The sequence below is a fragment of the Rhizobium sp. 05N430 genome (assembly GCF_056396985.1).
Genome location: NZ_JBFTMO010000007.1, coordinates 85295 through 108328, shown reverse-complemented (window position 1 = coordinate 108328; position 23034 = coordinate 85295). Strand labels below are relative to the sequence as shown.

The following is a 23034-nucleotide window of genomic DNA, read 5'->3' as shown; positions in this document are numbered from 1 at the left end:
CCCTTTTTATTTGGGGCTAGGCCCAACTCAAAGAAAGACGATAGGCGGGGGCACTCGATGAGACGGGTCGTTATCACCGGTACCGGCATGGTATCACCCTTGGGATGCGGAACTGAAATTACCTGGAAGCGCCTGCTCGAAGGTCAAAATGGTGCCCGCCTGGTGACCGAATTCGAGGTCGAAGACCTTCCCGCCAAGATCGCCTGCCGCATTCCCGTCGGCGACGGCACTAACGGAACATTCAACGTCGATGAGTGGATGGAGCCGAAGGAGCAGCGCAAGGTCGATCCCTTCATCATCTACGGCATGGCGGCCGCCGACATGGCGCTCAAGGATGCCAACTGGCATCCGCAGACCGACGAAGACCAGATCGCCACCGGCGTTCTGATCGGCTCCGGCATCGGTGGCATCGAAGGCATTGTCGAAGCCGGCTACACGCTGCGCGACAAGGGTCCGCGCCGCATTTCGCCCTTCTTCATTCCCGGCCGTCTGATCAATCTCGTGTCCGGCCAGGTTTCGATCCGCCACAAGCTGCGCGGCCCGAACCACTCCGTCGTCACCGCCTGCTCGACCGGCGCGCACGCCATCGGCGATGCTGCCCGTCTGATCGCATTCGGCGATGCCGATGTCATGGTTGCCGGCGGTACGGAATCGCCTGTTAGCCGCATCTCGCTGGCAGGCTTTGCCGCCTGCAAGGCGCTGTCCACGCAGCACAACGAGAGCCCCACCAAGGCATCGCGCCCTTACGACAAGGACCGTGACGGCTTCGTCATGGGCGAAGGCGCTGGCATCGTCGTTCTCGAAGAGCTCGAGCATGCGCTCGCGCGCGGCGCCAAGATCTATGCCGAAGTCGTCGGCTACGGTCTGTCCGGCGACGCCTATCACATCACCGCGCCGTCCGAAGACGGCGAGGGCGCACAGCGCTGCATGACCATGGCGCTGAAGCGCGCCGGCCTGACGCCTGCCGATGTCGATTACATCAACGCCCACGGGACCTCGACCATGGCCGATACGATCGAGCTCGGCGCCGTCGAGCGGCTGGTCGGCAATGCGGCGTCGAAGATCTCGATGTCCTCGACCAAGTCGGCGACCGGCCATCTGCTGGGTGCTGCCGGTGCCATTGAGGCGATCTTCGCGACACTTTCGATCCGTGACAACGTCGCGCCGCCAACGCTCAATCTCGACAACCCTGAGCGGGAAACGGCGATCGACCTCGTGCCGCACAAGGCTCGTCAGCGGGAAATCAATGTGGCACTGTCGAATTCCTTCGGATTCGGCGGTACCAATGCATCGCTGGTTCTGCGCCGCTACAGCGCGTAACGGCGCTTTTTGGCACAGCACGAAGGCAGGGCCGGCCCCTTGTGGAGACGGCCCACCTGTTTTTTGCCGTATTGCTTCTTAAAAAGCAGACGGGGCCAAATATAGAGGATTGCCGGGTGAGCGACACGAACCAAGGGAACGAAACGCCGGGTCAGGGCGATCAGCAGGCGCAGAACGGCCGGATCATTCCGAAATCGCCGACTGAAGCGCTGCGCCCGGAACGCGTTCCCGAGCCGCCGAAGCGCTCCAAGAAGGCTCGTAGCCAGGTCGTCATCTTCCTGAATTTCGTCATGACCATTGTGGTGCTCGGCTGCGCGGCGGCCGTCTTCGCGTTCTATTACGCGATCTCGAGCTACCAGGATCCCGGTCCTCTCGAAACCAACACCAATTTCATCGTTCGCAGCGGCGCCGGTCTCTCCGAGATCTCGAGCAACCTCGAGCGCAACAACATCATCTCTGATRCCCGCATCTTCCGCTATCTGACGGCGACCCATCTGAACGAGGGCGAGAGCCTGAAGGCCGGCGAATACGAGATCAAGGCCAAGGCCTCCATGAACGACATCATGGAGCTTTTGAAGTCTGGCAAGTCGATCCTCTATTCGATCTCCTTCCCAGAAGGCCTGACCGTCCGCCAGATGTTCAACCGCATGAATGACGACCAGGTGCTGGAAGGCGAGCTGCCGACCGTGCTGCCGGCCGAAGGCAGCCTGAGGCCGGACACCTACAAGTTCTCCCGCGGCACCAAGCGCAGCGAAATCGTCGATCAGATGGCGGCGGCCCAGACCAAGCTGCTCGACCAGATCTGGGACAAGCGCGACCCCTCGGTGCAGCTGAAGTCCAAGGAAGAGATGGTGACGCTCGCCTCGATCGTCGAGAAGGAAACCGGCGTGCCGGATGAACGCGCCCATGTCGCCTCCGTCTTCCTCAACCGTCTCGGCAAGGGCATGCGCCTGCAGTCCGATCCGACGATCATCTACGGTCTCTTCGGCGGCGACGGAAAGCCGGCCGACCGGCCGATCTACCAGTCGGACCTGAAGAAGGACACACCCTTCAACACCTACATCATCAAGGGCCTGCCGCCGTCGCCGATCGCCAATCCGGGCCGTGATGCGCTCGAAGCCGTCGCCAACCCGTGGAAGACCGAGGATCTCTATTTCGTCGCCGACGGCACGGGCGGTCACGTCTTTGCGGCAACGCTCGACGAACACAATTCCAACGTCAAGCGCTGGCGCAAGCTGGAGTCTGACAAGGGCGCCGACCCGAACATCGCCGTCGACGGTCAGCCCGAAGCACAGGCGGATGCGCCTGCCGCCCAGAAGAAAAAGAAAACCAACTGATTTCGGAGATTCGGATGGCTTTGCAATCCATGACCGGTTTTGCGCGGCGTGAGGGAACGAGCGGCCGCTGGCGCTGGGCATGGGAGCTGCGGTCCGTCAACGGCAAGGGCCTCGACCTGCGCCTGCGCCTGCCGCCCGGCCTCGAGCGGATGGAAGTCGATGTCCGCCGTATGACGGGCGAGGCCTTCAGCCGCGGCAACATGCAGGCCAACCTTTCGGTGTCTGCCGGAGAGAACCGCTTCGAGACCGTCCTCAATCAGGAAGCGCTGGCGACCGTCCTGACGATGCGCGATCAGCTGGCCGGCATCATCGATCCGGCACCACTGAAGCTCGATACGCTGCTGTCGATCCGCGGTCTCGTGGAATTCCGCGAAACCGAAGACAGCGAAGAAGCGGTCGCGGCGCGTGACGCTGAGGTTATGAACGGCCTCATCGCGGCCCTTGCCGATCTGAAGCTCATGCGCGAGCACGAGGGAGCCGCGCTGTCGCGCATCCTTCTTGATCATGTCTCAACCATCGAGACGCTGACCAGGACCATCGAGAGCGATCCGTCGCGCTCGCCGCAGGAAATCGCCGAGCGGCTGAAGGCGCAGGTCTCCCTGCTGCTGGAGAGTTCAGCCGCATTCGACCGCGACCGGCTTCACGCGGAAGCCGCATTGCTGGCGACGCGGGCCGATCTTCGCGAGGAAATCGACCGGCTGAAGGCGCATGTCGCCGCTGCCCGCGAATTGCTGGCAAAAGGTGGCCCTGTCGGCCGCAAGCTGGATTTCCTTGCACAGGAATTTAACCGGGAATCGAATACGATCTGTTCGAAATCGAATGCTTCGGCGGTCACCGCCGCCGGCATTGAACTGAAAGTCGTCATCGACCAGTTCCGCGAACAGGTCCAGAATCTGGAGTGATCCATGCAACCGACGAAAACGTCGCCCATTCAGATCGCACGCCGCGGCCTGATGCTTGTCATCTCGTCGCCGTCGGGCGCCGGTAAATCGACGATTGCCCGCACGCTCCTGGCGCAGGATAGCCAGATCGGTCTGTCGGTCAGCGTCACCACGCGCCAGCGCCGCCCGAGCGAGGTCGAGGGCATCCACTATCGCTTCGTCAGCATCCGCGAGTTCGAGGTGCTGCGCGATTCCGATTCGCTGCTCGAATGGGCCGAGGTTCACGGCAATTTCTACGGCACCCCGCGCCAGCCTGTCGAAAAGGCAATGGGCGAGGGCCGCGACATGCTCTTCGACATCGACTGGCAGGGCGCTCAGCAGCTGCAGGAGAAGATGTCGGCCGACGTGGTCTCGATTTTCGTCCTGCCGCCGACCATGACCGAGCTGCAGTCGCGCCTGCACCGCCGCGCGGAAGATTCTGAAGAAGTCATCGCCCAGCGGCTGGCCAATTCCCGCGCCGAAATCGGCCACTGGCGCGAATACGACTATGTGATCGTCAACGACGATCTCGAGAAAGCTTTCGATTCCGTGCAGTCGATCGTCAAGGCCGAGCGCCTCCGCCGCGACCGCGGCCACGGCGTCTTCGATTTCGTCACCAAGCTGCTGGAAGAGACGCCGGTTCTCTGAGGGACGGCTTTCATTTGGCCTGACTGCCACTCCCTCATTCCTGTGCTCGTCACGGGAATCCAGCCACCGCGCGTCTGCGCGGTGAATGACTCATTTCCAATTTGAAGAAGTGTTTTCAGCGCCCAAGGACTTGGGCGCGCTGGATCCCTGTGATGTCCCGTGGGCGCAGCCCTAAGGGCACAGGGATGAGGGGACGGCGTAGAAAGTCCCCTTACAGGCTATTCGCCAACATGCAAAACTCATCCACCGAAAGCGTCTCTGCCCGCCGCTGCGGATCGATGCCGGCTTTGGCCAGCAATGCCTCGCCGCCAATAGGCTTCAAGCTCTGGCGCAGCATCTTGCGGCGCTGGCCGAAGGCGGCATGCGTGACGCGCTCCAGATTGGTGACGGAGCAGGGGACCGGATTTTCGCGAGGCGTCAGATGCACGACGGTCGACGTCACCTTCGGCGGTGGCGTGAAGGCCTGCGGCGAGATGTCGAAGGCCATGTGTGCCTGCGTCCGCCAGCCTGCGAGCACTCCGAGGCGGCCGTAGTGATCGTCGTCTTCGGTTGCGACGATCCGCTCGCCGACCTCCTTCTGGAACATCAGCGTCAGCGATTGCCAGAACGGTGGCCATTTTCTCGGCAGCAGCCAGTTCACCAGTAGCTGGGTACCGACATTGTAGGGCAGGTTGGCGATGATCTTGACCGGACCGCCGGACGCCATCGCCTCGAAATCCGTCTTCAGGGCATCGCCTTCGATGACCTCGAGCCGTCCTGGATAATGATCGGCGATCTCCGCAAGAGCGGGAAGGCAGCGCGGATCACGCTCGACGGCGATCACCTTCTTGGCGCCGAGCGCCAGGATCGCCCGCGTTAGGCCGCCGGGGCCGGGGCCGACCTCAAAGACGGTCGCATTCTCAAGGTTGCCGGCGGTGCGGGCAACCTTCTGCGTCAGGTTCAGATCGAGTAGGAAATTCTGGCCGAGCGCCTTGCGGGCATCGAGCCCGTGACGCTGGATAACGTCGCGCAGCGGCGGCAAGCCGTCGAGTGCGGCCATCAGCGATGGCTCTCGGCATTGCGCCCGAGCTGTGCAGCGAGCTTCAGCGCTGCCACGAGGCTGTGCTCACGGGCGATACCCGTGCCGGCGAGGCCAAAAGCAGTGCCGTGATCCGGCGAGGTGCGCACGAAGGGGAGGCCGAGCGTCACGTTGACGGAATCGTCGAAGCCGAGCGCCTTGGCCGGGATCAGCGCCTGATCGTGATACATGCAGATGGCGACGTCATAGCGGGCGCGTGCCTCGTCGTGGAACATCGTATCGGCGGGCAGGGGGCCGATGGCGTCGATGCCCTCCGAACGCAGCTGCTGGATCGCCGGATGGATGATGTCCTCGTCCTCGCGCCCCATCAGCCCACTCTCACCGGCATGCGGGTTGAGCCCGGCGACGGCAAGACGCGGCTGCGCGATGCCGAAGCGGTCTCTGAGATCGGCATGGGCGATGCGGCAGGTTTCAGCGATCAATTCGCCAGTGAGCGCCTGGGCCACATCCTTGATTGGAATATGGATGGTGACGGGAATGGCGCGCAGTTTCGGTCCGGCGAGCATCATGACGGGCGTGAGAGGCTTTCCGATCGCGCGTGCGGCGAGATCGGCCAGGAACTCGGTATGCCCGGGAAACTTGAAGCCTGCTTCGTAGAGAACCGACTTCGCTATCGGATTAGTAACGACGCCGAGTGCCTCGCCTTTCTGGGTCAGCGACACGGCGGTCTCGATCGCCGCGATCGTTCCGGCGGCCGTGGAAACATGCGGCTCGCCCGCAGCGACTTCGACACCGGCAGGAATCGGAAGTACTGGCAGCGCTTCCGCGAATATCTCGCCCGCTGACGCGGCGTCGGCATGGCGGACAGGCACAATGAGATCCAGCTGCCGTGCACGAACTGCAAGCACATCTGGATCGCCGATGAAGAAGAACGGCGCAAGGCCGAGTTCGCGGCGGCGCAGCCACGCCATCAGCGTGATATCGGGGCCGACACCTGCCGGATCACCCTGCGTCAGCGCCAATGGTCGCGAGAACGGGACTGTCATGGTGTCAGCGATAGATGATCTGCGCCTTCGAGCGCAGTTCGTCGAGATACTTCTTGGCGTTATCGTCGGTCGGCGATTCCTTGTTGGACTTCGCCTTGTCGAGATCTTCCTGGCGGAACACCATTTCGGCAGCGGTATCATCCGACACCTGACGCTGGCTGCAGATCGCCAGATATTCGACGCCCTTCTCGGTGACGCGTGTCGTCGTCGTGTTGCCCTTCGCCTGCTCGATGAGCGGCTTCCAGTCAGCCGGCAGCTGCGGTGCCAGCATGCGGCCGAGATCGCGCACGGAAACGTCACGCATAGTGGCCGCAAAGACCTTGGCCTGATCGCAGCCCGGATATTTGGCACGCGACGCATCCGCCTCGCTCTTGCGCTTCGCCATGATGCCCTTTTTTGCCGGCGGGACGACGAAGATCACCTGCTGCAGCATGTATTCTGTGGTTTCAGGCTTCTGCTTGTTGTTGTCCATCATGCGCGACACGAGATCGCTGCTCGACATGCGGGCCGAAGAGCCGTAGCGCGCATTGACCAACCGGGGCCAACTCATCTGGACGGCGATGAACTGCTTGAAATGATCGGCGCCGACGCCGGCTTTGGTCAGAATATCGGTCAGCTGGGCGACCGTCAGCTTGTTGCCTTGTGCGAAGCGCGCGAAGGACTGATCGACTTCATCCTTGGAGACCGACATGCGGATACGCGCGATCTCCTGACGCTTCAGCGTTTCGTCGACCAGGGATTCCTGCGCCGTCTTAGCATCCGCCTTCTGATGCTGAAGCCGCAGGAAGGCGACGCGCTTGGCGACGTCGCCGCTGGTGATCGCCGTCCCGTTGACGACGGCCTTGACTTCGCTCGCTGCAAAAGCGGGCTGGTAGGCTGCCGCTGCGATGCACATCGCAGCTCCTGCAAACAATGCCGTTACGGCCTTTCTGGCGCCAAACATCTATCGACCCTTCCCTAGACGGCACAGTTCAATGTGCGCCTATTTCCTTCCATCGCGGCAACCGGACAGTCATTCCGGCAGAAATGATGCTTTCCTATGCCTCAGATAATTGCTGACGGCAATGTCCTGCAAAACTGTTGCGGCGAAAGAAAGGCTCTCTTTCTTTCGCCGCCATGTCATCTGTCTTAGTTGTTATAAATCTTGCTGTCCGGGTTGTCGAAGTCCCCGAGTTTGATGTCGCCGAGGGTCCGGAACGTCAGCCTGGCACCGATTGTCCAATCGCTTGCCGACTCGTCGCTGATGTCGCGCTTGTCGGTGTAGGCGATGGTGAAGATCGTGCATTCGTCTTCATAAGAGAGGCCGATGCTCTTCTTCGAAATGACATCATTGTTGAGATCCCAGGCAATACCACCGAAGATCGACCAGTAGTCCTTGAATTTGACACTCGCCTTCGTCTGGATTTCATCCGCATCGCTGGACAGGCCATAGTCCGGTTGCGCGGTAATGTGAGTGTAGATCAACTGACTCTGGAACGTGTCATTCTGAAAACCGGCGGTGAAGTCGCCCCGGTTGAGTGACAGATCTTTTTCATCGAGACGATAAGAGGCAGCCAGCGCCAGCCCCTGCGGCGTCTCGATTCCGGCGAGGCCCACATAATCCGAACGTGTGGTCTCAAGGCCGGATTCGCTGCCGACATTGACCAGATCCGGGCTGGCGAACGAATTCTTGCCAGCCAGCTGATAGGATTGGCCGAAGATGCCATGCAGCTTGTAACCGTTGTCGAACGAGCCGGTATACTGGAAGCCGATATTGGCGCGCGTGCCGCCCTCGATACGGTCATAGCCCGAGAACTTGTCCCGGTCGAAGAGGTTGGTCGCGTCGAAGACGAAGCTCTGTGCGTCCTCGTTCGGCAATGCGCCTGCAAGAGGCTCGTCGGGCCGAGCGTAAATCTGCGCGATCGGCTCGATCACATGTGTGCTGTTGTCGGTGGTGATCAGGAATGGGTAACGGGCTTCGAGGCCTGCTGTGATCATCCCACGAGTTGCTGCATCGCCGTTATCGAAGTCGCCGTTGTAGACGGACGTTCCGCTGATCGAGTTCGGGTCATCCATATTCACCGAGAGGGCATCGGCCCTCGCGGCAAGAAGCGGCGTGATGAGAACGCCAGCCGGCGTAACGAAAGTGCGCTTCCATTCCAGTTCGCCACTAAGGCGGCTGTATTGCCCCTTGAGCGAGAAGCGGTCCTCGCCGAGAGGGTTGTCAAAGAAGTCGTCGTGCGTACGCGAAATATTGGTCAGGTTGACGTCGAGCGACAACTCTCCGCCCGCCAGCGGCTGCGGCGCGACATAGTGATAGTCCATCGTCGGATAGACGATGGCCTGCTGTTTTTCACTTTCGCTCGTCCGATCGGCGTCCTGCACGTCGAAATAGAAAGCGCGCATGTCGAAGTAATTGCGCTTGCCGAGACCTGTCAGGTAAACTTGGTTGGTTTGCGTCGTCCCCGAGTAGCCCTTCAGCTCATAGGTTCGCGAGAAATTGTTGTCCGACTGGTACATGACGTCCCAGCCGAAGCTCCAGCGCGGATTAATCTTGAAGTCCGCCTTCGACGCGATCATGCCGCGATCGTCGCGCTGGTCGCTCGTACCCGCCGTGAAGCTTTCCGGACTAAGCTGATTGATGCCAGCGATGCGCAGCGTGTGCGTGCCGTTTTCAAAGCGCTGCCGGAACTCGGTATCGAGCAGGAAACCCTGCTGCGTATAGCCGGTACCGGTCACCGTTGCGTCCATGCTCGGAGAGAAGACGTAGTAATACGGAACAGAGAGGCCGAAGCCCAGGTTCTGCGATGTGCTCATGGTCGGGAACAGGAAGCCCGACTTGCGCTTGACCGTATTGTCTGGAACTTCGATCCAGGGAAGGTAGGCAATCGGCGTACCGAGAAGCTCCAGCCGCGCATGTTCGAGCCGGATCGTATGCTTTTCGCCATTCTGAATGACGCGCTGGGCTTTCACCTGCCAGAATGGCGCCTTGTCCGGCTGTTCGGCGCATGGAAGGCAGGCCGTGTAGACACCCTTATTCAGGATCATCTGCGTGCCGCCGACGCGCTCGCCGCTTTCGGCCACGATTCGGGTGTTGTCCGCCGTCTCAATGCGCAGCGCGTTGATGAAACCGTTGGCAAAGTCGTCGGTCACATCGAGCTTGTCAGAATACATCCGGTTGCCATCGGGACTGATCATCTCGATGTTGCCGAGCGCCATCATGCGGCCGGTCTTCTGGTTGTATTCGACGCGCTGGGCCACAAGTTTGTAGCCGGCATAATTGATCTGGACGCCGCCGATCACCGAAACGACCTGCGAGTCCTTGTTGTAAATCAGTTCGTTGGCCGAAAGCACGAGCTTTTGACCGGCTTCAACCTTCGGTTGGAGCTTTTGCGATGCCTGATTTTCCTGTGCGAAGACTTCTGGAATGCTTCCGGAGTAGCTAAGCAGAGTCACGCCTGCAAGCAGGGCAACCATGTGTTTACTCAAAGTCTTGCGGTTGCCTGCCGCCACTAGCCATCCTCCTGATGAAGCAGAATCGTTGCACCGAATGCGAGCGCGACGACTACCGGAATCCAGGCCGCCACGAAAGGCGGTACGACTCCGCTGCTTCCAAATGCTTTCACAAGCACGGTCAGCACATAAAGCACGAAGCCTGAGAGGATTCCACCCAGAATCACGGACCTCGATTGGTTGAACCGGCTAAATTTTAGGGACACTGTTGCAGCAATGAGAGTCATCGCCACGAGCAGCAGTGGCTGCGACAGCAGTGAGTGGAATTGGGTCTCCAGCGCCTTGGTCGGAACGCCGAATGACTTCGCTATTGCTATTCTGTTCGAAAGATCAAAGAAAGCAATGGTTTCAGGTGGCGTGAGACGCTCTCTGACAAAGTCCTGCTTCAAATTGGTACGCAGTTGTAGCGTATCCTTACGCTGCACGACTTCGCCCGGCCGACGCTCGACAACGTCCTTAAGAAGCCAGTAACCATCTTCCAACTTTGCGGACTTCGCGTCCTGCCTCAGGATCACTTCCCCATCGGAATTGAAGTGGACGAGGACGGCGTCCATCAGCAGCGTACCATTCTCGACAATCGATTTTGCTCCGATGATCACGTCATCATGGCCGCTGATCTGCCGAATCCAGGGTATCTGCGATGACGCGTTGGCGATCTTGTCCTGCCCGCGCCAATCCGTTTCCAGCAACGCCGCTTGACGCTGCCCCCAGGCAGCGATGGGGTTGATGACCGCGACGGTAAATACGCCAAGCAGCAGGGCTCCGGCGGCAAAGGGTGTCATGAACTGCCAGACAGAGATGCCGGCAGCACGCGTAACGACAAGCTCATATTTGCGGTTGAGCCCGATCAAAACCGTCATCCCGACAAACAGCGCGATGAATGGAACGGTTTGCTGAAGCAGCAGAGGGAGCCGCACAGCCGTCATGACAAGCCCGCTGGCAACAGTATAGCCCGGCAGGCCGGACATTCTCGTCGCCGTTTCGCTAAAGTCGATCAGAAACACAATGCTGATAATGCCGAGAAAAAACCAGATCGTGGTCGTGAGGTAGCGGCGAAAGAAATAACGTCCGAGTGTCCCGAAAATCATGCGTTCCCTCCCGAATTTCCATTCTTTCTGGGAAGATAGGAGGACGCGGCCGTTCGAATCCAAAGCCAAACGCTTCCGATGCCCGTGGTCACAGAGAAGCGTCCGTGAAGGTTCAGGAGCACGACGGAGATGACCGAAGCGACGACCGGAATGCCGTAGAGGATGGCGATAAACGTGGGACGGGTATCTATCTCGTTTGCCGCGTAGAACGACGCCCAGCGAAGCGCAAACGAAAGGCTAAGCGCTCCGATCATCGGGTGGAGCCGTGCTTGACGGTGAGATCGCGCATCGCCGGCAATCACCAGCGATATCAGGGCGAAGACGAAAGGCAGCGTCCAATCCGTCAGGCGCCGGTGCAGTTCAGCGGTGTAAGTGCCCGGTTTCGCTATGTAATCCTTGTCTGTCGTATCGGGATTGAGCAGGTATCCCAGGTCCCGGTCGCTAGCGCGCAGCGTCGCCTGGCCACGGTTTTCAGTCAGATCCGACAGGTCAAATGAATAGGAATCGAAGCGGATGATTGAAACGTTGCCATCACGGGTCTTTCGCTGAACTTCGCCGTCCTTCATCAGCAGCGACGCGCCGCTCGGATCAACCGCACCCTCACGGGCATAATAGATCATGTCGAATGCGGGATCGCGTTCATCGACGACGAACAGGCCGCGCAAGACGCGCCCTGCTAGGCGTTCGGAGATTTGAACAAAGAGGCCATCATCGATTTTACGGAAATTTTTCTCTTCGATGACTGTCGAGAGCAGGTCAGCGTAGGTCTCGGCGACCATCTGGCGCACGCCGGTCTTGGCCTTCGGCTCGACGACGTTGTCGACAAAGAACGAAAAGACGCTGATCAGCGCGGCAAGCAGTAGAATGGGACGCACGAGGATGCTGCGCTTGGCGCCTGCCGCATCGATGACCGTCAGTTCGGAATCGTTGTTCATCGTCGTCAGCGTCTGGGTAATGCCGATAACGAGCGCGAAGGGCAGGACGACCGGAATGATCGAGGGAAGGATCAGTGTCGCGAGCATCGCGAAGGATCCAACCGACTGACCACTGTCGGTTACGAGATTGACGCGCTGCAGCACCTGAGTCGTCCAGATGATCGCCAGCACTGGCAACAGCGCTACGAGGAACATCTGGCCGACACGCCGCAATATGTAAATCTCGAGAAGTTTCATGCCTGCCCTTGGTCGGTCTGCGAGGCGAGCGCCTTGCAGCGGAATCCATCTACGATGTTTGTTTCGCTTTTGCGACCTGTCCGCTTGAAAAATTCATTCAAATTTCAGAATTTTTTGCCCGGTGTGACGAATCTGTGAAGGCATAGATCCCGGCAAAGACGACGACGGCAAGCAGCCAGCCGAGCACGATGTCGGAGAGGAAATGACCGCCGAAAGCAAGCCGCATCACTGGTGTCAGCAGCGAAATTGCCAGTATTGGCAGAAAAAGGCCGGTTCTGGCCGGTTGCGGGATGAAGATCAGCAGACAGAGCAGCCATCCGGCGCTCGCCGCTTCGCCGGAGATGAAGGAACAGTTGCTGACGCATTTTCCCGCAAAGGATCCGGCCCGCACAAAATCCATCATGCCGCCGAAATCGATCACGGACACCGGGCGAGGGCGGCCCCAATGCTCCTTCAGGATCACATTGACGATCAATCCCGGGCCGATCAGCAGCGAGCTCAATGCGATTTTCAGATTGCGTGCCCGTGCGGCCTTGAAGGTCGAGCCATGCTGCGTGTAGCAGGCGATCAGCATACAAAGCTGGATGATCGCGACCACATAGGGCAGCCGGAAGAAGATCATGCGCAGGTTCTTCAGAAACCAGTTATTGGCCGCCATGAACGCGCCGCAAATATCGCCGGCCTGTGAGGTGGCGTCGCAGGTTGCAGGTGTGAAGAAGTAGCGCGAGGTGGCAAGATCGATCTGCGGGAATGCCGAGAAGATGATTAGCAGCACCCACCAGAGACAGAACAGCGCCACGAAGATGTCCGTCGCTGCAGGCGGAAAGCCGATTCTCCGGGCTGACATATAGGTCTTGAGGGCTGCTATCACTGGTAACGTCTTCCGTTCTCGGAGCCTTCCTGCGGCGCGGTGGCTTTCTGCCTTGGCGGCGTGGATTTGTCCATGGGCTTCCGATCACGTCTTGTTTTCGCCCCTGAAACCCGGAATGATCGCCGCCAAACGGGATTCCTTTGCGAATCCGCAGGGAGAAGACATGTCTGTTAAATTCGATATTTCATTCGCTAAATCGGCCAAGATCAGCGGCGGTCTTGCCGTCCTTCTGAAGGCAGGCGATGGCGAACTGGCAGCCGGTGCCGAAACTGTTGATCCGGCCGGCATCATTGCCAAGGCTTCCAAGATTGCCAAGTTTTCGGCCAAGGCGATGTCGGCGCTCGATCTCGTCGCGCCCGAGGGCTCGCCCGCCGACCGCCTGTTCGTCATCGGCATCGGCAAGCCGCAGGACCTGACGTCGCATGACTGGCTGAAGCTCGGCGGTATCGCCGCCGCCAAGGTCAAGGGCGCCGACAAGGCGACTATCTTCATCGATGCGCCAGGCGCTGCCATCACTGCAAAGGCCGCCGCCGACTTCTCGCTCGGCATGCTGTTGCGCGCCTACAGCTTCGACACCTACAAGACGAAGAAGTCGGAAGAAGACGAAAAGGCCAACGGCAAGTCGGCGAAGATCACCATCGTCACCGCGGATGCGAGCGGCGCCAAGAAGGCACTGGCGGATTCCGAGGCGGTTGCCGAAGGCGTCAACCTGGCCCGTGATCTCGTCAACGAGCCGCCGAATGTGCTAGGTCCGGTCGAATTCGCCGCCAAGGCCAAGGAGCTGGAAAAGCTCGGCGTCGAAGTGGAAATCCTGACCGAGCGCGAGATGAAGCGGCTTGGCATGGGCGCGCTCCTCGGCGTCGCCCAGGGCTCCGTTCGCCCGCCGCGCCTTGCCATCATGCATTGGAAGGGCGGCAAGGCGAAAGACCGCCCGATCGCCTTCATCGGCAAAGGCGTCGTCTTCGACACCGGTGGCATTTCCATCAAGCCGGCTGCCGGCATGGAGGACATGAAGGGTGATATGGGCGGTGCCGCCGCCGTCATCGGCCTCATGCATGTGCTCGCCGCCCGCAAGGCTGACGTCAACGCCGTCGGCATCATCGGCTTGGTCGAGAACATGCCGGATGGCAACGCCCAGCGCCCGGGCGACATCGTCACTTCGATGTCCGGCCAGACCATCGAGATCATCAACACCGATGCCGAAGGCCGCCTCGTGCTTTGCGATGCCCTCTGGTATTGCAATGACCGCTTCAAGCCGCGTTTCATGATCAATCTGGCGACGCTGACCGGCGCCATCATGGTGGCGCTCGGCAATGTCCATGCCGGCCTGTTCTCGAATGACGACACGCTTTCGGCGCAGCTGACATCCGCCGGTCTGACGGCCAACGAGAAGCTCTGGCGCATGCCGCTCGGGCGAGACTACGACAAGATGATCGATTCCAAATTCGCCGACATGAAGAATACCGGCGGCCGCTATGCGGGTTCGATCACCGCCGCCCATTTCTTGAAGCGTTTCGTGCAGGAAACGCCCTGGGCGCATCTCGATATTGCCGGCACCGCGCTCGGCTCGCCGCAGGATGAGATCAACCAGTCCTGGGGCTCCGGCTTCGGCGTCCGGCTGCTCGACCAGCTCGTCCGCGACCACTACGAGGCCTGATCACAGGCCGGAATGCAGGCATGACCGAAGTCCTTTTCTACCATCTGACGGAATCCAAGCTGGAAGACGCCCTGCCGCCGCTCGTCGACAAGAGCGTCGAGCGCGGCTGGCGCGTCGCCATTCAGCTCAAGGAGCCGGCGCGGCGTGATGCGCTCGATGCGCATCTCTGGACCTACCGTGAAGAAAGCTTCCTGCCGCACGGCACGGATGAGAGCGAGCAGGCCGCAAACCAGCCCGTGCTCCTGACGGTAACCGGCGACAACGCCAACCAGGCCACGGTCCGCTTCATTGTCGATGGCGCCGAGCCGCCGGTGGCCGATACCTACGAGCGCATTGTCTTCATGTTCGACGGTTACGATCAGGAGCAGCTTGAAGGCGCGCGCGCCCAGTGGAAGAAGCTGAAGGGCGAGGGCCATACCCTCACATACTGGCAGCAGACGCCCGAGGGGCGCTGGGAGAAGAAGGCGTAGCCGCGCCGCTCAGCCGTCCCGCTTGAACGTCCACTTCACGACATAGTCGCCGTTGCGCTTCAGCTTTGCCTTGGTCTTCAGCGTCACCGGCCCGCCGAGTGCGGCTTCGGCCTTCTCGAAGGCCTGCCGGGCCTCGGCCATGGCGGCGTGATAGGCGCTGTTGTCGCGCTTCGGGCTGTCGGCGACTTCCTTGAGGAGGGCGGTCATTTCCGCTTTGCTTTCGGCCATCTCCGCCCTCGCTTTCAGATAGAGATGCGGCGCTCAGAGGCCGCAGTGCCCTGTGATCAATCGTGGAAGGCTTCCACGAACTTGCGCTTGCCGAGCATGAAAGCGTCGGCAACATGGCGCAGCGGTGCCAGATCGACGTCGGACTGGCCGGCCTTGATGATCTCGGCAAAGCGGCGGTAGAGCGACGGGTATTCTTCTTCCGGTGCGGAGAACGTCAGTTCGCCGTTGACCGAGAGCTTCGAGCCGCCTTCGGCAAGTTCCATCCGGCCCGCTGCCGTCTCGGCGATGATGTCCCAGCTCTGCTTGCCGGTCTGGCGCCAGTCGAATTCGCCGTGGACGGTCATCGCTCCGGCGTCGCGGAAATGCAGGTCGGCAGCGATCGGCGCATCGCGGTTCTCAGGGAATTCCAGCGTTGCGCCGGTAAGGAAGATCGCCCGCGGCAGGATGTGGGTGACGATCGACAGTGCGTTGATGCCGGGGTCGAAAACGCCGAGGCCACCTGCCTGCCAGATCCAGTCCTGGTTCGGATGCCAGTGACGGACATCCTCCTTCCAGATGACGTGGACGTTGTTGATCTCGGTCTTGGCGAGAAAGTCCCTGGCGGCCTCGACGGCTGCGGCATAGCGCGAGTGCCAGCTGGCAAACAGCGAGACACCCTTCTTGGCGGCCAGCGCTTCGAGATCGGCCACTTCGCTCAGCGTTGCGCCCGGCGGCTTTTCGAGGAAGACGTGCTTGCCGGCCGAAAGTGCCTTGTAGGCCGCTTCATAGCGGTATTGCGGCGGCATGCAGAGCGAGACGGCGTCGATCTCCGGAACCGCTTCGAGCATCGCTTCGATCGTCGTAAAGCTCTGGATACCCTCCACAGTGCCATGGCGGCTCGCCGTGGCGACGAGCTTGTAATCGTCATTCTTGGCGATGGAAGGAAGATGCTGGTCGCGGACGATCTTGCCGACGCCGACGATGGCGAGGTTGATGGGGGACATGACGGGTGTTCGCTCCGGTGTTTCGCTCAAAAGTATGATTTATTGGGCGCTTGTTTTATCAGAATGCAACAGCCGGGCAAGCCGTCATGTCACCCTCAAAGCGAGGCCATTTCGACGGCGCGGTTATCTTTCTTGTACTTCAGCGTCACCACCTTGTAGCCCTCGGCTTCCAGCCGCGCGAGCAGGGCAGGGAGCATCGCCGCGGTGCGTTTGTGGATGTCGTGCATCAGGATGATGCCGCGGCCACGCTGGCGCAGCCGGTTCATGGCGCGGTCGGCAACCTGTTCCGGCGTCGAGGTGAAATAGTCCTTGGTATCGACATCGACATCCATGACGATCATCTCGCGCGCCGCGACGGCAGCGCGAAGCTTGCGGCTGTCGGCAAGATAGGGGAAGCGGAAGAAATTGACGTCAGTGCCGGTCGCCTTGGTCACGGCCGCTTCGCCGCGGGTGATCTCGGCGATCGCCTGGTCGAAGGACAGCGTGTCGAGGTTGGGGTGCTTGTAGGTGTGGCTGCCGATCGTGTTGCCTTCCATGGCAACGCGGCGCGCCAGTTCCGGATGCAGTGCCGCCATCTCGCCGACCATCATGAAGGCGCCCTTGACGCCGAAGCGGTCGAGCGTTGCCAGTACCCGGTCGGTCCGGCCGGGGATCGGGCCGTCATCGAAGGAGAGCACGACCTCCTTCGGCTCGAGCTTCAAATCCTTCAGCGAGGAAACCGTCAGCACGCGGCCGGCCAGATGATGGGTTTCGCCGAAGGCCAGATTGGCGGGTTTCGGGAAACCGGCTTCGCTCTCTTCGGTCTTGATCGAAGACGTCTTGATCGTCTTGTCGGGAGCAGGCTGCTTGGTCGTCTGGCAGCCGCAAAGGGCAAGCGAGATGAGGACACTCGAAAGAAGGGCGATACGGGACATGAAAGGGGCTCAACAAATCAGTAATGAATGTTGAGACAACCTTTCGAATTATGGTTAACGATCGGTTTAAATCGGATGCCCGGCCGTTAACTTGTGCCGTTCTGCCGCAGCCTTTTTCGGGGTCTGTGGCTAACTTGCCATGGCCTCTTCATACTCGGAGGAAAGCTCCAGCCACTGCTCCTCGGCAGCTGCAAGTTTCGCTGCCGTCTCGCCGCGCTGCTTGGCCTTTTCGGCCGCCTTGGCAGGCGTCTTCTCGTAAAGCGCCGGATCCGCAAGCTCTGCATCAAGCGCCTGAATCTGTTTCTCCAGCTTGGCCGTCAACGATTCGATTTCGTTGATCTTTTTCTTCAGCGGCGCAAAGGAGGCGCGCTTGTCGGCGTTCAGCTTGCGCTGTTCGGCCTTGGTCGCCGGATCGTCGGCATTCTGCGGCTTGTCGTCCTTCTTCTTGCCGGAGGAGACGATCAGGTCGCGATACTCGTCCATGTCGCCGTCGAAGCTCGAAACGGTGCCGTTATTGACGAGCCAGAGCCGGTCGACGGTCGCCTCGATCAGGTGACGGTCGTGCGAGATCAGGATGACGGCGCCTTCATAGTCGTTCAGCGCCTCGATCAGCGCCCGGCGGCTGTCGATATCGAGATGGTTGGTCGGTTCGTCGAGGATGAGCAGGTTCGGCGCATGGAAGGCAGCCAGCCCCATCAGCAGCCGCGCCTTCTCGCCACCGGAGAGATCCTTCGCGGCCGTTGCCATCTTTTCGGTCGCCAGTCCCATCTGCGCCACACGGGCGCGGACCTTGGCCTCGGGCTCGGTCGGCATCAGCCGGCGCACATGCTCGACCGGCGTCTCGTTGGGAACGAGGTCGTCCAGCTGATGCTGCGCGAAGAAGCCGATCTTCAGGTTCGATGCCACTTTCAGCTCGCCGCCGTCAGGCGCGAGGCGTCCGGAAATGAACTTCGCAAAGGTCGACTTGCCGTTGCCGTTCGAGCCGAGCAGGGCGATGCGATCGTCATTGTCGATGCGCAGCGTGATGTTCTTGAGGATCGGCTTGCCGGGTTCGTAGCCGACGGCGCCGCCCTGAATGGCGACGATCGGTGAGGCCGGCTGTCTTTCGGGCTCGGGGAAGGTGATCGGCTGGACATGATCCTCGATCACGGCGGCAACCGTGCCCATGCGCTCCAGCGCCTTGACGCGCGACTGCGCCTGCCGAGCCTTGGAGGCCTTGGCCTTGAAGCGGTCGATGAAGCTCTGCAGGTGCTTGCGCGCCGCATCGTTCTTCGCCTTGGCCTTCATCTGCAATTCGTCGGCTTCCGCCTTCTGGCGCTCGAACTGGTCGTAGCCGCCGCGATAGAAGGTCAGCTTCTTCTGGTCGAGATGGACGATCGAACTGACCGCGTTGTTCAGCATGTCGCGGTCGTGGCTGATGACGATGACGGTGTGCGGATAGCGGCGCACGTAGTCTTCCAGCCACATCGTTCCTTCGAGGTCGAGATAGTTGGTCGGCTCGTCGAGCAAAAGCAGGTCGGGCTCGGCAAACAGCACCGAGGCAAGCGCCACGCGCATGCGCCAGCCGCCGGAGAAGGAGGAGGCGGGCCTGAGCTGGGCTTCCTGGTTGAAGCCGAGACCGGCAAGAATGCTGGCAGCGCGCGCTTCGGCCGAGTGTGCGTCGATATCGACGAGGCGCGTCTGGATTTCGGCGATGCGATGGGCGTCGGTCGCTGTTTCGGCTTCCTTGATAAGGGCCGCACGTTCCTTGTCGGCCGACAGCACGATTTCGATCAGCGACTGCTCGGTGGCCGGCGCTTCCTGCGCCACCTGGCCGATGCGGGCGTTCTTGGGGATCGAGACCGACCCGGTCTCGGCGCCGAGATCGCCGGTGATGATACGGAAGAGCGTCGATTTACCCGCGCCATTGCGCCCGACAAGGCCGGCCTTGGTGCCCGCCGGAAGCGTCACGCTGGCATGGTCGAGAAGCAGGCGCCCGGCAATGCGGGCAGAGATTTCAGTGATCGTGATCATGCGCGGCGTTTTGGCCGAAACAGCCGGTCAAGGCAAGGGGTCAGACGCTGTCAGCGGCCGAAGGCCTGGATGGGCTGGCGGCGGTTGGATTGGGCGGCGAGCAGCGCCACGCGGGCATTGGCCTGCAGCTGCGCGCCGGTTGCCGCATCGCCGCTGAGCGCGATGCCGAGCGAGATGCTGAGCGTCCCCGGATCGGATTTGTCCGTCGTCGCAAACACCATGTTCTCTTCGACGGACTGGCGCAGCCGCTCGGCAATGGCGATGGCGTCCCGCATGCCGACATTGGCGAAGATGAAGGCGAACTCGTCGCCCTCGGTACGCGAGACGAAGTCGTTCTTCTTGATCGACTTGCGGAACAGGTTGCTCAGCTTCTTCATCAGCTTGTTGCCCGCCTGCGCGCCATATTTGGCATTCAGCTGCCGGAAGTCGTCGATATCGACCATGATGAGCGCGCTGCCGGCAGCCCCTTCGTCGCGCTCGTAGAGCTCGCCGATGGCGTTGGTGAGCGCGATGCGGTTCGGCAGTCCGGTCAAAGGATCGGTGACCGAGGCGGCCTGTACCGCGGCAACGCCGCGTTCCAGCGCCTCGATGCGTTCGACATCGGAGAGCAGCTTGGCTTCGAGTTCGGTCTCGGCGGCGAGCACCGACGCCAGCGAGGAGGCGAGATATTCCATCTCGCTCATGAAGGCATCGAGCCCCTGTTCGGAATTGCCGGAGAGCGATTGCAGCAGCGTTTCGGCGGCGCGCGCGAAGGCATATTTCTGCTTCAGCCCATCGGACAGCCGGTCGGCGGCTTCGCGCAATAGCTTGCTCGCTTCGGTACCGGCGGTTTCGGCGGCAAGGCCGCAATGGCTGACGAGTCTATATTTGAGGCCGAGTTCATCGAGCCGCGCCTGAGCCGGATGGTTGCCAAGGGCGGAAATATCGGTAGCAAGCGCCGTGTTGCGGCCGCAGACGGCTTCGTGCAGCAGTTCGTAATTCCGCGGCAGGCCGGCGATGTTCAGCCGCGCCATATGCTCGGCGATCTTCTGCGCATCGTTCTGCGGGCTAGGGCGGGCGCCCTCGCGCTGTGCTGCATTTCTGGTTGTGTTCTGCATCACCGGTCCCTGGCGTTGCTTTAGCGGCGGCTTATCCTTTCGCTATGCGCCGCAGATTTTAAAATAGCTTGAATTTTCAGTATCTCCCGCTCTTCACCACCGGAAAGGCGCAAATGCGGTTAATGCAACCTTGAAGCGCCAAGCACCGAAGCTGATGGCGCCCATCAGATTTCGTCATTTGATCCCGGCGCCGCTTTGCCGTGAAATGCGGCTGATATTCACGAGAGGACGGCCATGACCCTTGCGCTCTATTCCCTCTGCGGCGCCCGCCCGCAGCATTTCTTCTCGCCGCATTGCTGGAAGGCGGTGATGGCGCTGGCGCACAAGGGGCTGGCCTTCGACGAGATCCCGACGACCTATGCCGGCATCGCCAGGATCGGCGGCGGTTTCTCGCAGACCCTGCCGGTGCTCGATGACGGCGGCCATCTGGTCTCCGACAGCTTCGCGATCGCGCTCTATCTCGAGGATGCCTATCCTGACCGGCCGTCGCTCTTCGGCGGCGAGGGCGGCAAGGCGCTGTCGCGGATGGTCGAAGGCTATTCGCAGATGGTGATCCACACGGCGATCATGAAGATGGCGCTGATGGACATTCACGGTGCGCTTGACGAAGGCGACAAGGCCTATTTCCGCCAAAGCCGCGAAGAGCGGCTCGGCAGGAAGCTTGAGGATGTGGTGGCGGACCGCGCCGCCGAGGAGGCGGCCTTTGCCACCAAACTCGAGCCGATGCGCCACATGCTGAAGTTCCAGCCCTTCATCGGCGGCGAGAGCCCGCTCTTTGCCGATTACATCGTCTTCGGCGCCCTGCAGTGGCTGCGGGTGACGGCAGGATTGTCGATGCTATCAGCCGATGACCCGGTCGTCGCATGGCTCGATCGCTGCCTCGACCTGCATGGTGGCAGGGCGCGCGGTGTGACAGCGGCGTGAAATTGCCGCGTCCCCCTTGTTTTCGGGAGTTGGGGCGGGTAAAGACCGCCCACTTTTCCCCGCTAAACCAGAGGATTTGACCCAATGGCGATTGAACGCACCTTTTCGATGATCAAGCCGGACGCAACGAAGCGCAACCTCACGGGCGCTATCACCAAGATGCTCGAAGATGCCGGCCTCCGCGTCGTCGCTTCCAAGCGCGTCTGGATGAGCAAGCGCGAAGCTGAAGGCTTCTACGCCGTTCACAAGGAACGCCCCTTCTTCGGCGAACTCGTCGAAGGCATGACCTCCGGCCCGACCATCGTTCAGGTTCTGGAAGGCGAAGGCGCCATCCTGAAGAACCGCGAAATCATGGGCGCGACCAACCCGGCAAACGCTGACGAAGGCACGATCCGCAAGGTTCACGCTCTCTCGATCGGCGAGAACTCGGTTCACGGCTCGGACGCTCCCGAGACCGCTGCCCAGGAAATCAAGTACTGGTTCTCCGACACCGAAATCGTCGGCTGAATCGGAATGTCAGCCTGAGGGCTGATGTGATTGAAATGACTCATGAAGCCGGGGCTTTTGCTCCGGCTTTTTGTTTGAGTTGACGCGGCGAACTTGGCGCCCGCGGCCCCCTCATCCGGCTGCCGCCACCTTCTCCCCGAGGGGAGAAGGGATTTGCCGCAGCCTCTCGTTTTCCCCTTCTCCCCAGCGGGGAGAAGGTGCCCGCAGGGCGGATGAGGGGGCCGCGGGCGCAATGTTGCATGTAGCTCTCAAGCCGCCGGGCACTTGTCCGTATTCGAATAATCCACCGTCCCGTCTGCCTTAAACACCTCCGGGTTCTTCGTATAAAACGGTCCGACCACCAGCGGCTTGCTGGGCAGCATCGCCGCCTGATCGACATCGGAGACGAACTGCGTCTGCAGTTCCTGCAGCGTCTTTCCATCGGCGGCCACCAGCTTGATCTTTGCCCCGTAAGGTTTGTCCTTGCGCACGCAATGGATTGCAGGGCTCTGCAGCGTAATCTTGTCCCAGGCGGGAAAGATCTTTTCCTGCAGCACGATCGGATCGCCGCCCGCCGGGTCCTCGAATTCAGCAATCGCCACAGTGCCGTCAGGGATCGGCGAGGTCTTGCGCAGCGTCACCAGATAGGTGGCGGTCGCCACGCGGTAGTTGAAGACGAAGATGTGGCCGGATACCTCGACCATCTTCTCCATCTCGCGCTGGCAGCCTGCGATCAGCAGGGCCGAAAGGCCGAGCGCGGCAATCGCGTTGATCTTCATGGCGTCTCCTCCTTCTTGCGCCGGTAGTGGCGGCTAGCCTTCGCCCGGTTGCCGCAGACGGTCATGTCGCACCAGGCGCGGCTTCTGTTCTTGCTGCGGTCGATGAACAGCCAGCCGCAGTTGCGGCAGATCTTCATTCTCTCGGGATCGGGCATGGCGATCAGCCGCAGAGCCGAATGTGCCGTCGCCGCGTCGAGCCCGCCGGGCGCAGCCCCGCGCAATGCGGCGGCAATCCGCTCGAGCAGATCGGCCAGAAGGCCATCATCATCCTCACCGGCCACGCGGCTGCGAAAATAGCGATCGGTAGCCTCACGGAGGCCAATGAAGGCCGGGCGGTTCGCCGCTTCAACCGGCATCATATCACCGAACAGCGCCCGCTCGGCGCAAAATGCCGCTGCCGCGGCCGGAAAGCTGTCGAGCTGATCAGGTGTTGCGAAGCGATCGACGCTTTGTTCGGTGTCATGGCGCAGGATCACGCTGTTGGCGACATCAAGCGCGAGTGCGCCTCCGGAAAAGCGGTGCTGGGTCCAGGTAAAGCTCATGATGAAAATATAACTGGTAAAAGCCATTT

General features: G+C 61.0%; 22 protein-coding genes. 8 read left to right on the top strand and 14 right to left on the bottom strand.

The genetic code is table 11. The features are described 5' to 3' along the window. Window positions 1-57 precede the first annotated feature (57 nt). From fabF to gmk, 4 genes are all read left to right on the top strand, one after another. Window positions 58-1320: a beta-ketoacyl-ACP synthase II gene (fabF, locus tag AC1DJO_RS16350; RefSeq protein WP_112390864.1), complete on the top strand. Its 1263-nt coding sequence runs from the start codon at window positions 58-60 to the stop codon at window positions 1318-1320. Between the two features lie 116 nt (window positions 1321-1436). Further along, complete coding sequence (gene mltG, locus AC1DJO_RS16345) at window positions 1437-2657, top strand: endolytic transglycosylase MltG (RefSeq protein ID WP_477971766.1); 1221 nt, start codon at window positions 1437-1439, stop codon at window positions 2655-2657. Window positions 2658-2671: 14 nt separating this feature from the next. After that, a complete protein-coding gene (locus AC1DJO_RS16340) occupies window positions 2672-3559 on the top strand; it encodes a YicC/YloC family endoribonuclease (protein WP_112517073.1) in 888 nt (295 codons plus the stop codon). Between the two features lie 3 nt (window positions 3560-3562). Beyond that, a complete protein-coding gene (gene gmk / locus AC1DJO_RS16335) occupies window positions 3563-4225 on the top strand; it encodes a guanylate kinase (RefSeq protein WP_112390867.1) in 663 nt (220 codons plus the stop codon). Between the two features lie 211 nt (window positions 4226-4436). On the opposite strand, the gene rsmA is transcribed toward gmk, so the two are convergent. From rsmA to AC1DJO_RS16300, 7 genes are all read right to left on the bottom strand, one after another. Next, window positions 4437-5264 (bottom strand): 16S rRNA (adenine(1518)-N(6)/adenine(1519)-N(6))-dimethyltransferase RsmA, encoded by an 828-nt coding sequence (gene rsmA / locus AC1DJO_RS16330; protein WP_477971763.1) that lies wholly within the window; start codon window positions 5262-5264, stop codon window positions 4437-4439. Then, on the bottom strand, window positions 5264-6289 hold the full coding sequence (gene pdxA, locus AC1DJO_RS16325; protein ID WP_477971761.1) for a 4-hydroxythreonine-4-phosphate dehydrogenase PdxA: 1026 nt from the start codon (window positions 6287-6289) through the stop codon (window positions 5264-5266). Before pdxA ends, rsmA begins: the two co-directional genes overlap by 1 nt. Window positions 6290-6293: 4 nt before the next feature. Further along, the gene (locus AC1DJO_RS16320; RefSeq protein ID WP_477971759.1) at window positions 6294-7232 is read right to left on the bottom strand and encodes a SurA N-terminal domain-containing protein; all 939 of its coding nucleotides are present in this window, start codon (window positions 7230-7232) and stop codon (window positions 6294-6296) included. A 185-nt stretch (window positions 7233-7417) separates the two neighbouring features. After that, complete coding sequence (locus AC1DJO_RS16315; protein WP_112537519.1) at window positions 7418-9781, bottom strand: LPS-assembly protein LptD; 2364 nt, start codon at window positions 9779-9781, stop codon at window positions 7418-7420. Continuing rightward, complete coding sequence (lptG, locus tag AC1DJO_RS16310) at window positions 9781-10869, bottom strand: LPS export ABC transporter permease LptG (RefSeq protein ID WP_477971757.1); 1089 nt, start codon at window positions 10867-10869, stop codon at window positions 9781-9783. The genes AC1DJO_RS16315 and lptG overlap by 1 nt, the downstream gene beginning before the upstream one ends. After that, window positions 10866-12041: an LptF/LptG family permease gene (locus tag AC1DJO_RS16305; protein WP_477971755.1), complete on the bottom strand. Its 1176-nt coding sequence runs from the start codon at window positions 12039-12041 to the stop codon at window positions 10866-10868. The genes lptG and AC1DJO_RS16305 overlap by 4 nt, the downstream gene beginning before the upstream one ends. A gap of 97 nt (window positions 12042-12138) precedes the next feature. Then, window positions 12139-12888 (bottom strand): phosphatase PAP2 family protein, encoded by a 750-nt coding sequence (locus AC1DJO_RS16300; protein WP_477971753.1) that lies wholly within the window; start codon window positions 12886-12888, stop codon window positions 12139-12141. Window positions 12889-13075: 187 nt separating this feature from the next. On the opposite strand from AC1DJO_RS16300, the gene AC1DJO_RS16295 reads away from it, so the two are divergent. Both AC1DJO_RS16295 and AC1DJO_RS16290 read left to right on the top strand, forming a co-directional pair. Further along, window positions 13076-14569, top strand: a complete 1494-nt coding sequence (locus tag AC1DJO_RS16295) for a leucyl aminopeptidase (RefSeq protein ID WP_477971751.1) — start codon at window positions 13076-13078, stop codon at window positions 14567-14569. A 20-nt stretch (window positions 14570-14589) separates the two neighbouring features. Further along, window positions 14590-15039, top strand: a complete 450-nt coding sequence (locus AC1DJO_RS16290; RefSeq protein WP_112390874.1) for a DNA polymerase III subunit chi — start codon at window positions 14590-14592, stop codon at window positions 15037-15039. A gap of 9 nt (window positions 15040-15048) precedes the next feature. Here AC1DJO_RS16290 and AC1DJO_RS16285 read toward each other — a convergent pair whose 3' ends face one another. The 5 genes from AC1DJO_RS16285 to AC1DJO_RS16265 form a co-directional block, all read right to left on the bottom strand. Then, window positions 15049-15267 (bottom strand): hypothetical protein, encoded by a 219-nt coding sequence (locus AC1DJO_RS16285; protein ID WP_112517064.1) that lies wholly within the window; start codon window positions 15265-15267, stop codon window positions 15049-15051. A 56-nt stretch (window positions 15268-15323) separates the two neighbouring features. Then, on the bottom strand, window positions 15324-16250 hold the full coding sequence (locus tag AC1DJO_RS16280; RefSeq protein ID WP_477971749.1) for a Gfo/Idh/MocA family protein: 927 nt from the start codon (window positions 16248-16250) through the stop codon (window positions 15324-15326). Window positions 16251-16345: 95 nt separating this feature from the next. Further along, window positions 16346-17164, bottom strand: coding sequence for a polysaccharide deacetylase family protein (locus tag AC1DJO_RS16275; protein WP_477971747.1), 819 nt, complete (start codon window positions 17162-17164; stop codon window positions 16346-16348). 129 nt (window positions 17165-17293) lie between these two features. Next, window positions 17294-19177, bottom strand: a complete 1884-nt coding sequence (locus AC1DJO_RS16270; RefSeq protein WP_477971745.1) for an ABC-F family ATP-binding cassette domain-containing protein — start codon at window positions 19175-19177, stop codon at window positions 17294-17296. Window positions 19178-19227: 50 nt separating this feature from the next. Beyond that, the gene (locus AC1DJO_RS16265; protein WP_477971743.1) at window positions 19228-20274 is read right to left on the bottom strand and encodes a GGDEF domain-containing protein; all 1047 of its coding nucleotides are present in this window, start codon (window positions 20272-20274) and stop codon (window positions 19228-19230) included. A 234-nt stretch (window positions 20275-20508) separates the two neighbouring features. On the opposite strand from AC1DJO_RS16265, the gene AC1DJO_RS16260 reads away from it, so the two are divergent. Both AC1DJO_RS16260 and ndk read left to right on the top strand, forming a co-directional pair. Further along, on the top strand, window positions 20509-21198 hold the full coding sequence (locus AC1DJO_RS16260) for a glutathione S-transferase family protein (protein ID WP_477971741.1): 690 nt from the start codon (window positions 20509-20511) through the stop codon (window positions 21196-21198). Between the two features lie 84 nt (window positions 21199-21282). Beyond that, window positions 21283-21705, top strand: a complete 423-nt coding sequence (gene ndk, locus AC1DJO_RS16255) for a nucleoside-diphosphate kinase (protein WP_016553456.1) — start codon at window positions 21283-21285, stop codon at window positions 21703-21705. A 248-nt stretch (window positions 21706-21953) separates the two neighbouring features. Here the strand turns inward: ndk and AC1DJO_RS16250 are convergent, their stop codons facing one another. Continuing rightward, window positions 21954-22463 (bottom strand): hypothetical protein, encoded by a 510-nt coding sequence (locus tag AC1DJO_RS16250; RefSeq protein ID WP_477971739.1) that lies wholly within the window; start codon window positions 22461-22463, stop codon window positions 21954-21956. Further along, window positions 22460-23005, bottom strand: coding sequence for a CGNR zinc finger domain-containing protein (locus tag AC1DJO_RS16245; protein WP_477972013.1), 546 nt, complete (start codon window positions 23003-23005; stop codon window positions 22460-22462). The genes AC1DJO_RS16250 and AC1DJO_RS16245 overlap by 4 nt, the downstream gene beginning before the upstream one ends. Window positions 23006-23034 lie beyond the last annotated feature (29 nt).

Bases quoted from the DNA above. Each gene is read 5' to 3' on its own strand.
- AC1DJO_RS16290 (WP_112390874.1), top strand. From the start codon at position 14,590: ATGACCGAAGTCCTTTTCTACCATCTGACGGAATCCAAGCTGGAAGAC.
- pdxA (WP_477971761.1), bottom strand. From the start codon at position 6,289: ATGACAGTCCCGTTCTCGCGACCATTGGCGCTGACGCAGGGTGATCCG.
- rsmA (WP_477971763.1), bottom strand. From the start codon at position 5,264: ATGGCCGCACTCGACGGCTTGCCGCCGCTGCGCGACGTTATCCAGCGT.
- AC1DJO_RS16270 (WP_477971745.1), bottom strand. From the start codon at position 19,177: ATGATCACGATCACTGAAATCTCTGCCCGCATTGCCGGGCGCCTGCTT.
- AC1DJO_RS16340 (WP_112517073.1), top strand. From the start codon at position 2,672: ATGGCTTTGCAATCCATGACCGGTTTTGCGCGGCGTGAGGGAACGAGC.
- AC1DJO_RS16295 (WP_477971751.1), top strand. From the start codon at position 13,076: ATGTCTGTTAAATTCGATATTTCATTCGCTAAATCGGCCAAGATCAGC.
- AC1DJO_RS16300 (WP_477971753.1), bottom strand. From the start codon at position 12,888: ATGTCAGCCCGGAGAATCGGCTTTCCGCCTGCAGCGACGGACATCTTC.
- AC1DJO_RS16250 (WP_477971739.1), bottom strand. From the start codon at position 22,463: ATGAAGATCAACGCGATTGCCGCGCTCGGCCTTTCGGCCCTGCTGATC.
- AC1DJO_RS16320 (WP_477971759.1), bottom strand. From the start codon at position 7,232: ATGTTTGGCGCCAGAAAGGCCGTAACGGCATTGTTTGCAGGAGCTGCG.
- AC1DJO_RS16280 (WP_477971749.1), bottom strand. From the start codon at position 16,250: ATGTCCCCCATCAACCTCGCCATCGTCGGCGTCGGCAAGATCGTCCGC.
- AC1DJO_RS16245 (WP_477972013.1), bottom strand. From the start codon at position 23,005: ATGAGCTTTACCTGGACCCAGCACCGCTTTTCCGGAGGCGCACTCGCG.
- lptG (WP_477971757.1), bottom strand. From the start codon at position 10,869: ATGATTTTCGGGACACTCGGACGTTATTTCTTTCGCCGCTACCTCACG.
- AC1DJO_RS16305 (WP_477971755.1), bottom strand. From the start codon at position 12,041: ATGAAACTTCTCGAGATTTACATATTGCGGCGTGTCGGCCAGATGTTC.
- AC1DJO_RS16260 (WP_477971741.1), top strand. From the start codon at position 20,509: ATGACCCTTGCGCTCTATTCCCTCTGCGGCGCCCGCCCGCAGCATTTC.
- AC1DJO_RS16265 (WP_477971743.1), bottom strand. From the start codon at position 20,274: ATGCAGAACACAACCAGAAATGCAGCACAGCGCGAGGGCGCCCGCCCT.
- gmk (WP_112390867.1), top strand. From the start codon at position 3,563: ATGCAACCGACGAAAACGTCGCCCATTCAGATCGCACGCCGCGGCCTG.
- AC1DJO_RS16275 (WP_477971747.1), bottom strand. From the start codon at position 17,164: ATGTCCCGTATCGCCCTTCTTTCGAGTGTCCTCATCTCGCTTGCCCTT.
- ndk (WP_016553456.1), top strand. From the start codon at position 21,283: ATGGCGATTGAACGCACCTTTTCGATGATCAAGCCGGACGCAACGAAG.
- AC1DJO_RS16285 (WP_112517064.1), bottom strand. From the start codon at position 15,267: ATGGCCGAAAGCAAAGCGGAAATGACCGCCCTCCTCAAGGAAGTCGCC.
- fabF (WP_112390864.1), top strand. From the start codon at position 58: ATGAGACGGGTCGTTATCACCGGTACCGGCATGGTATCACCCTTGGGA.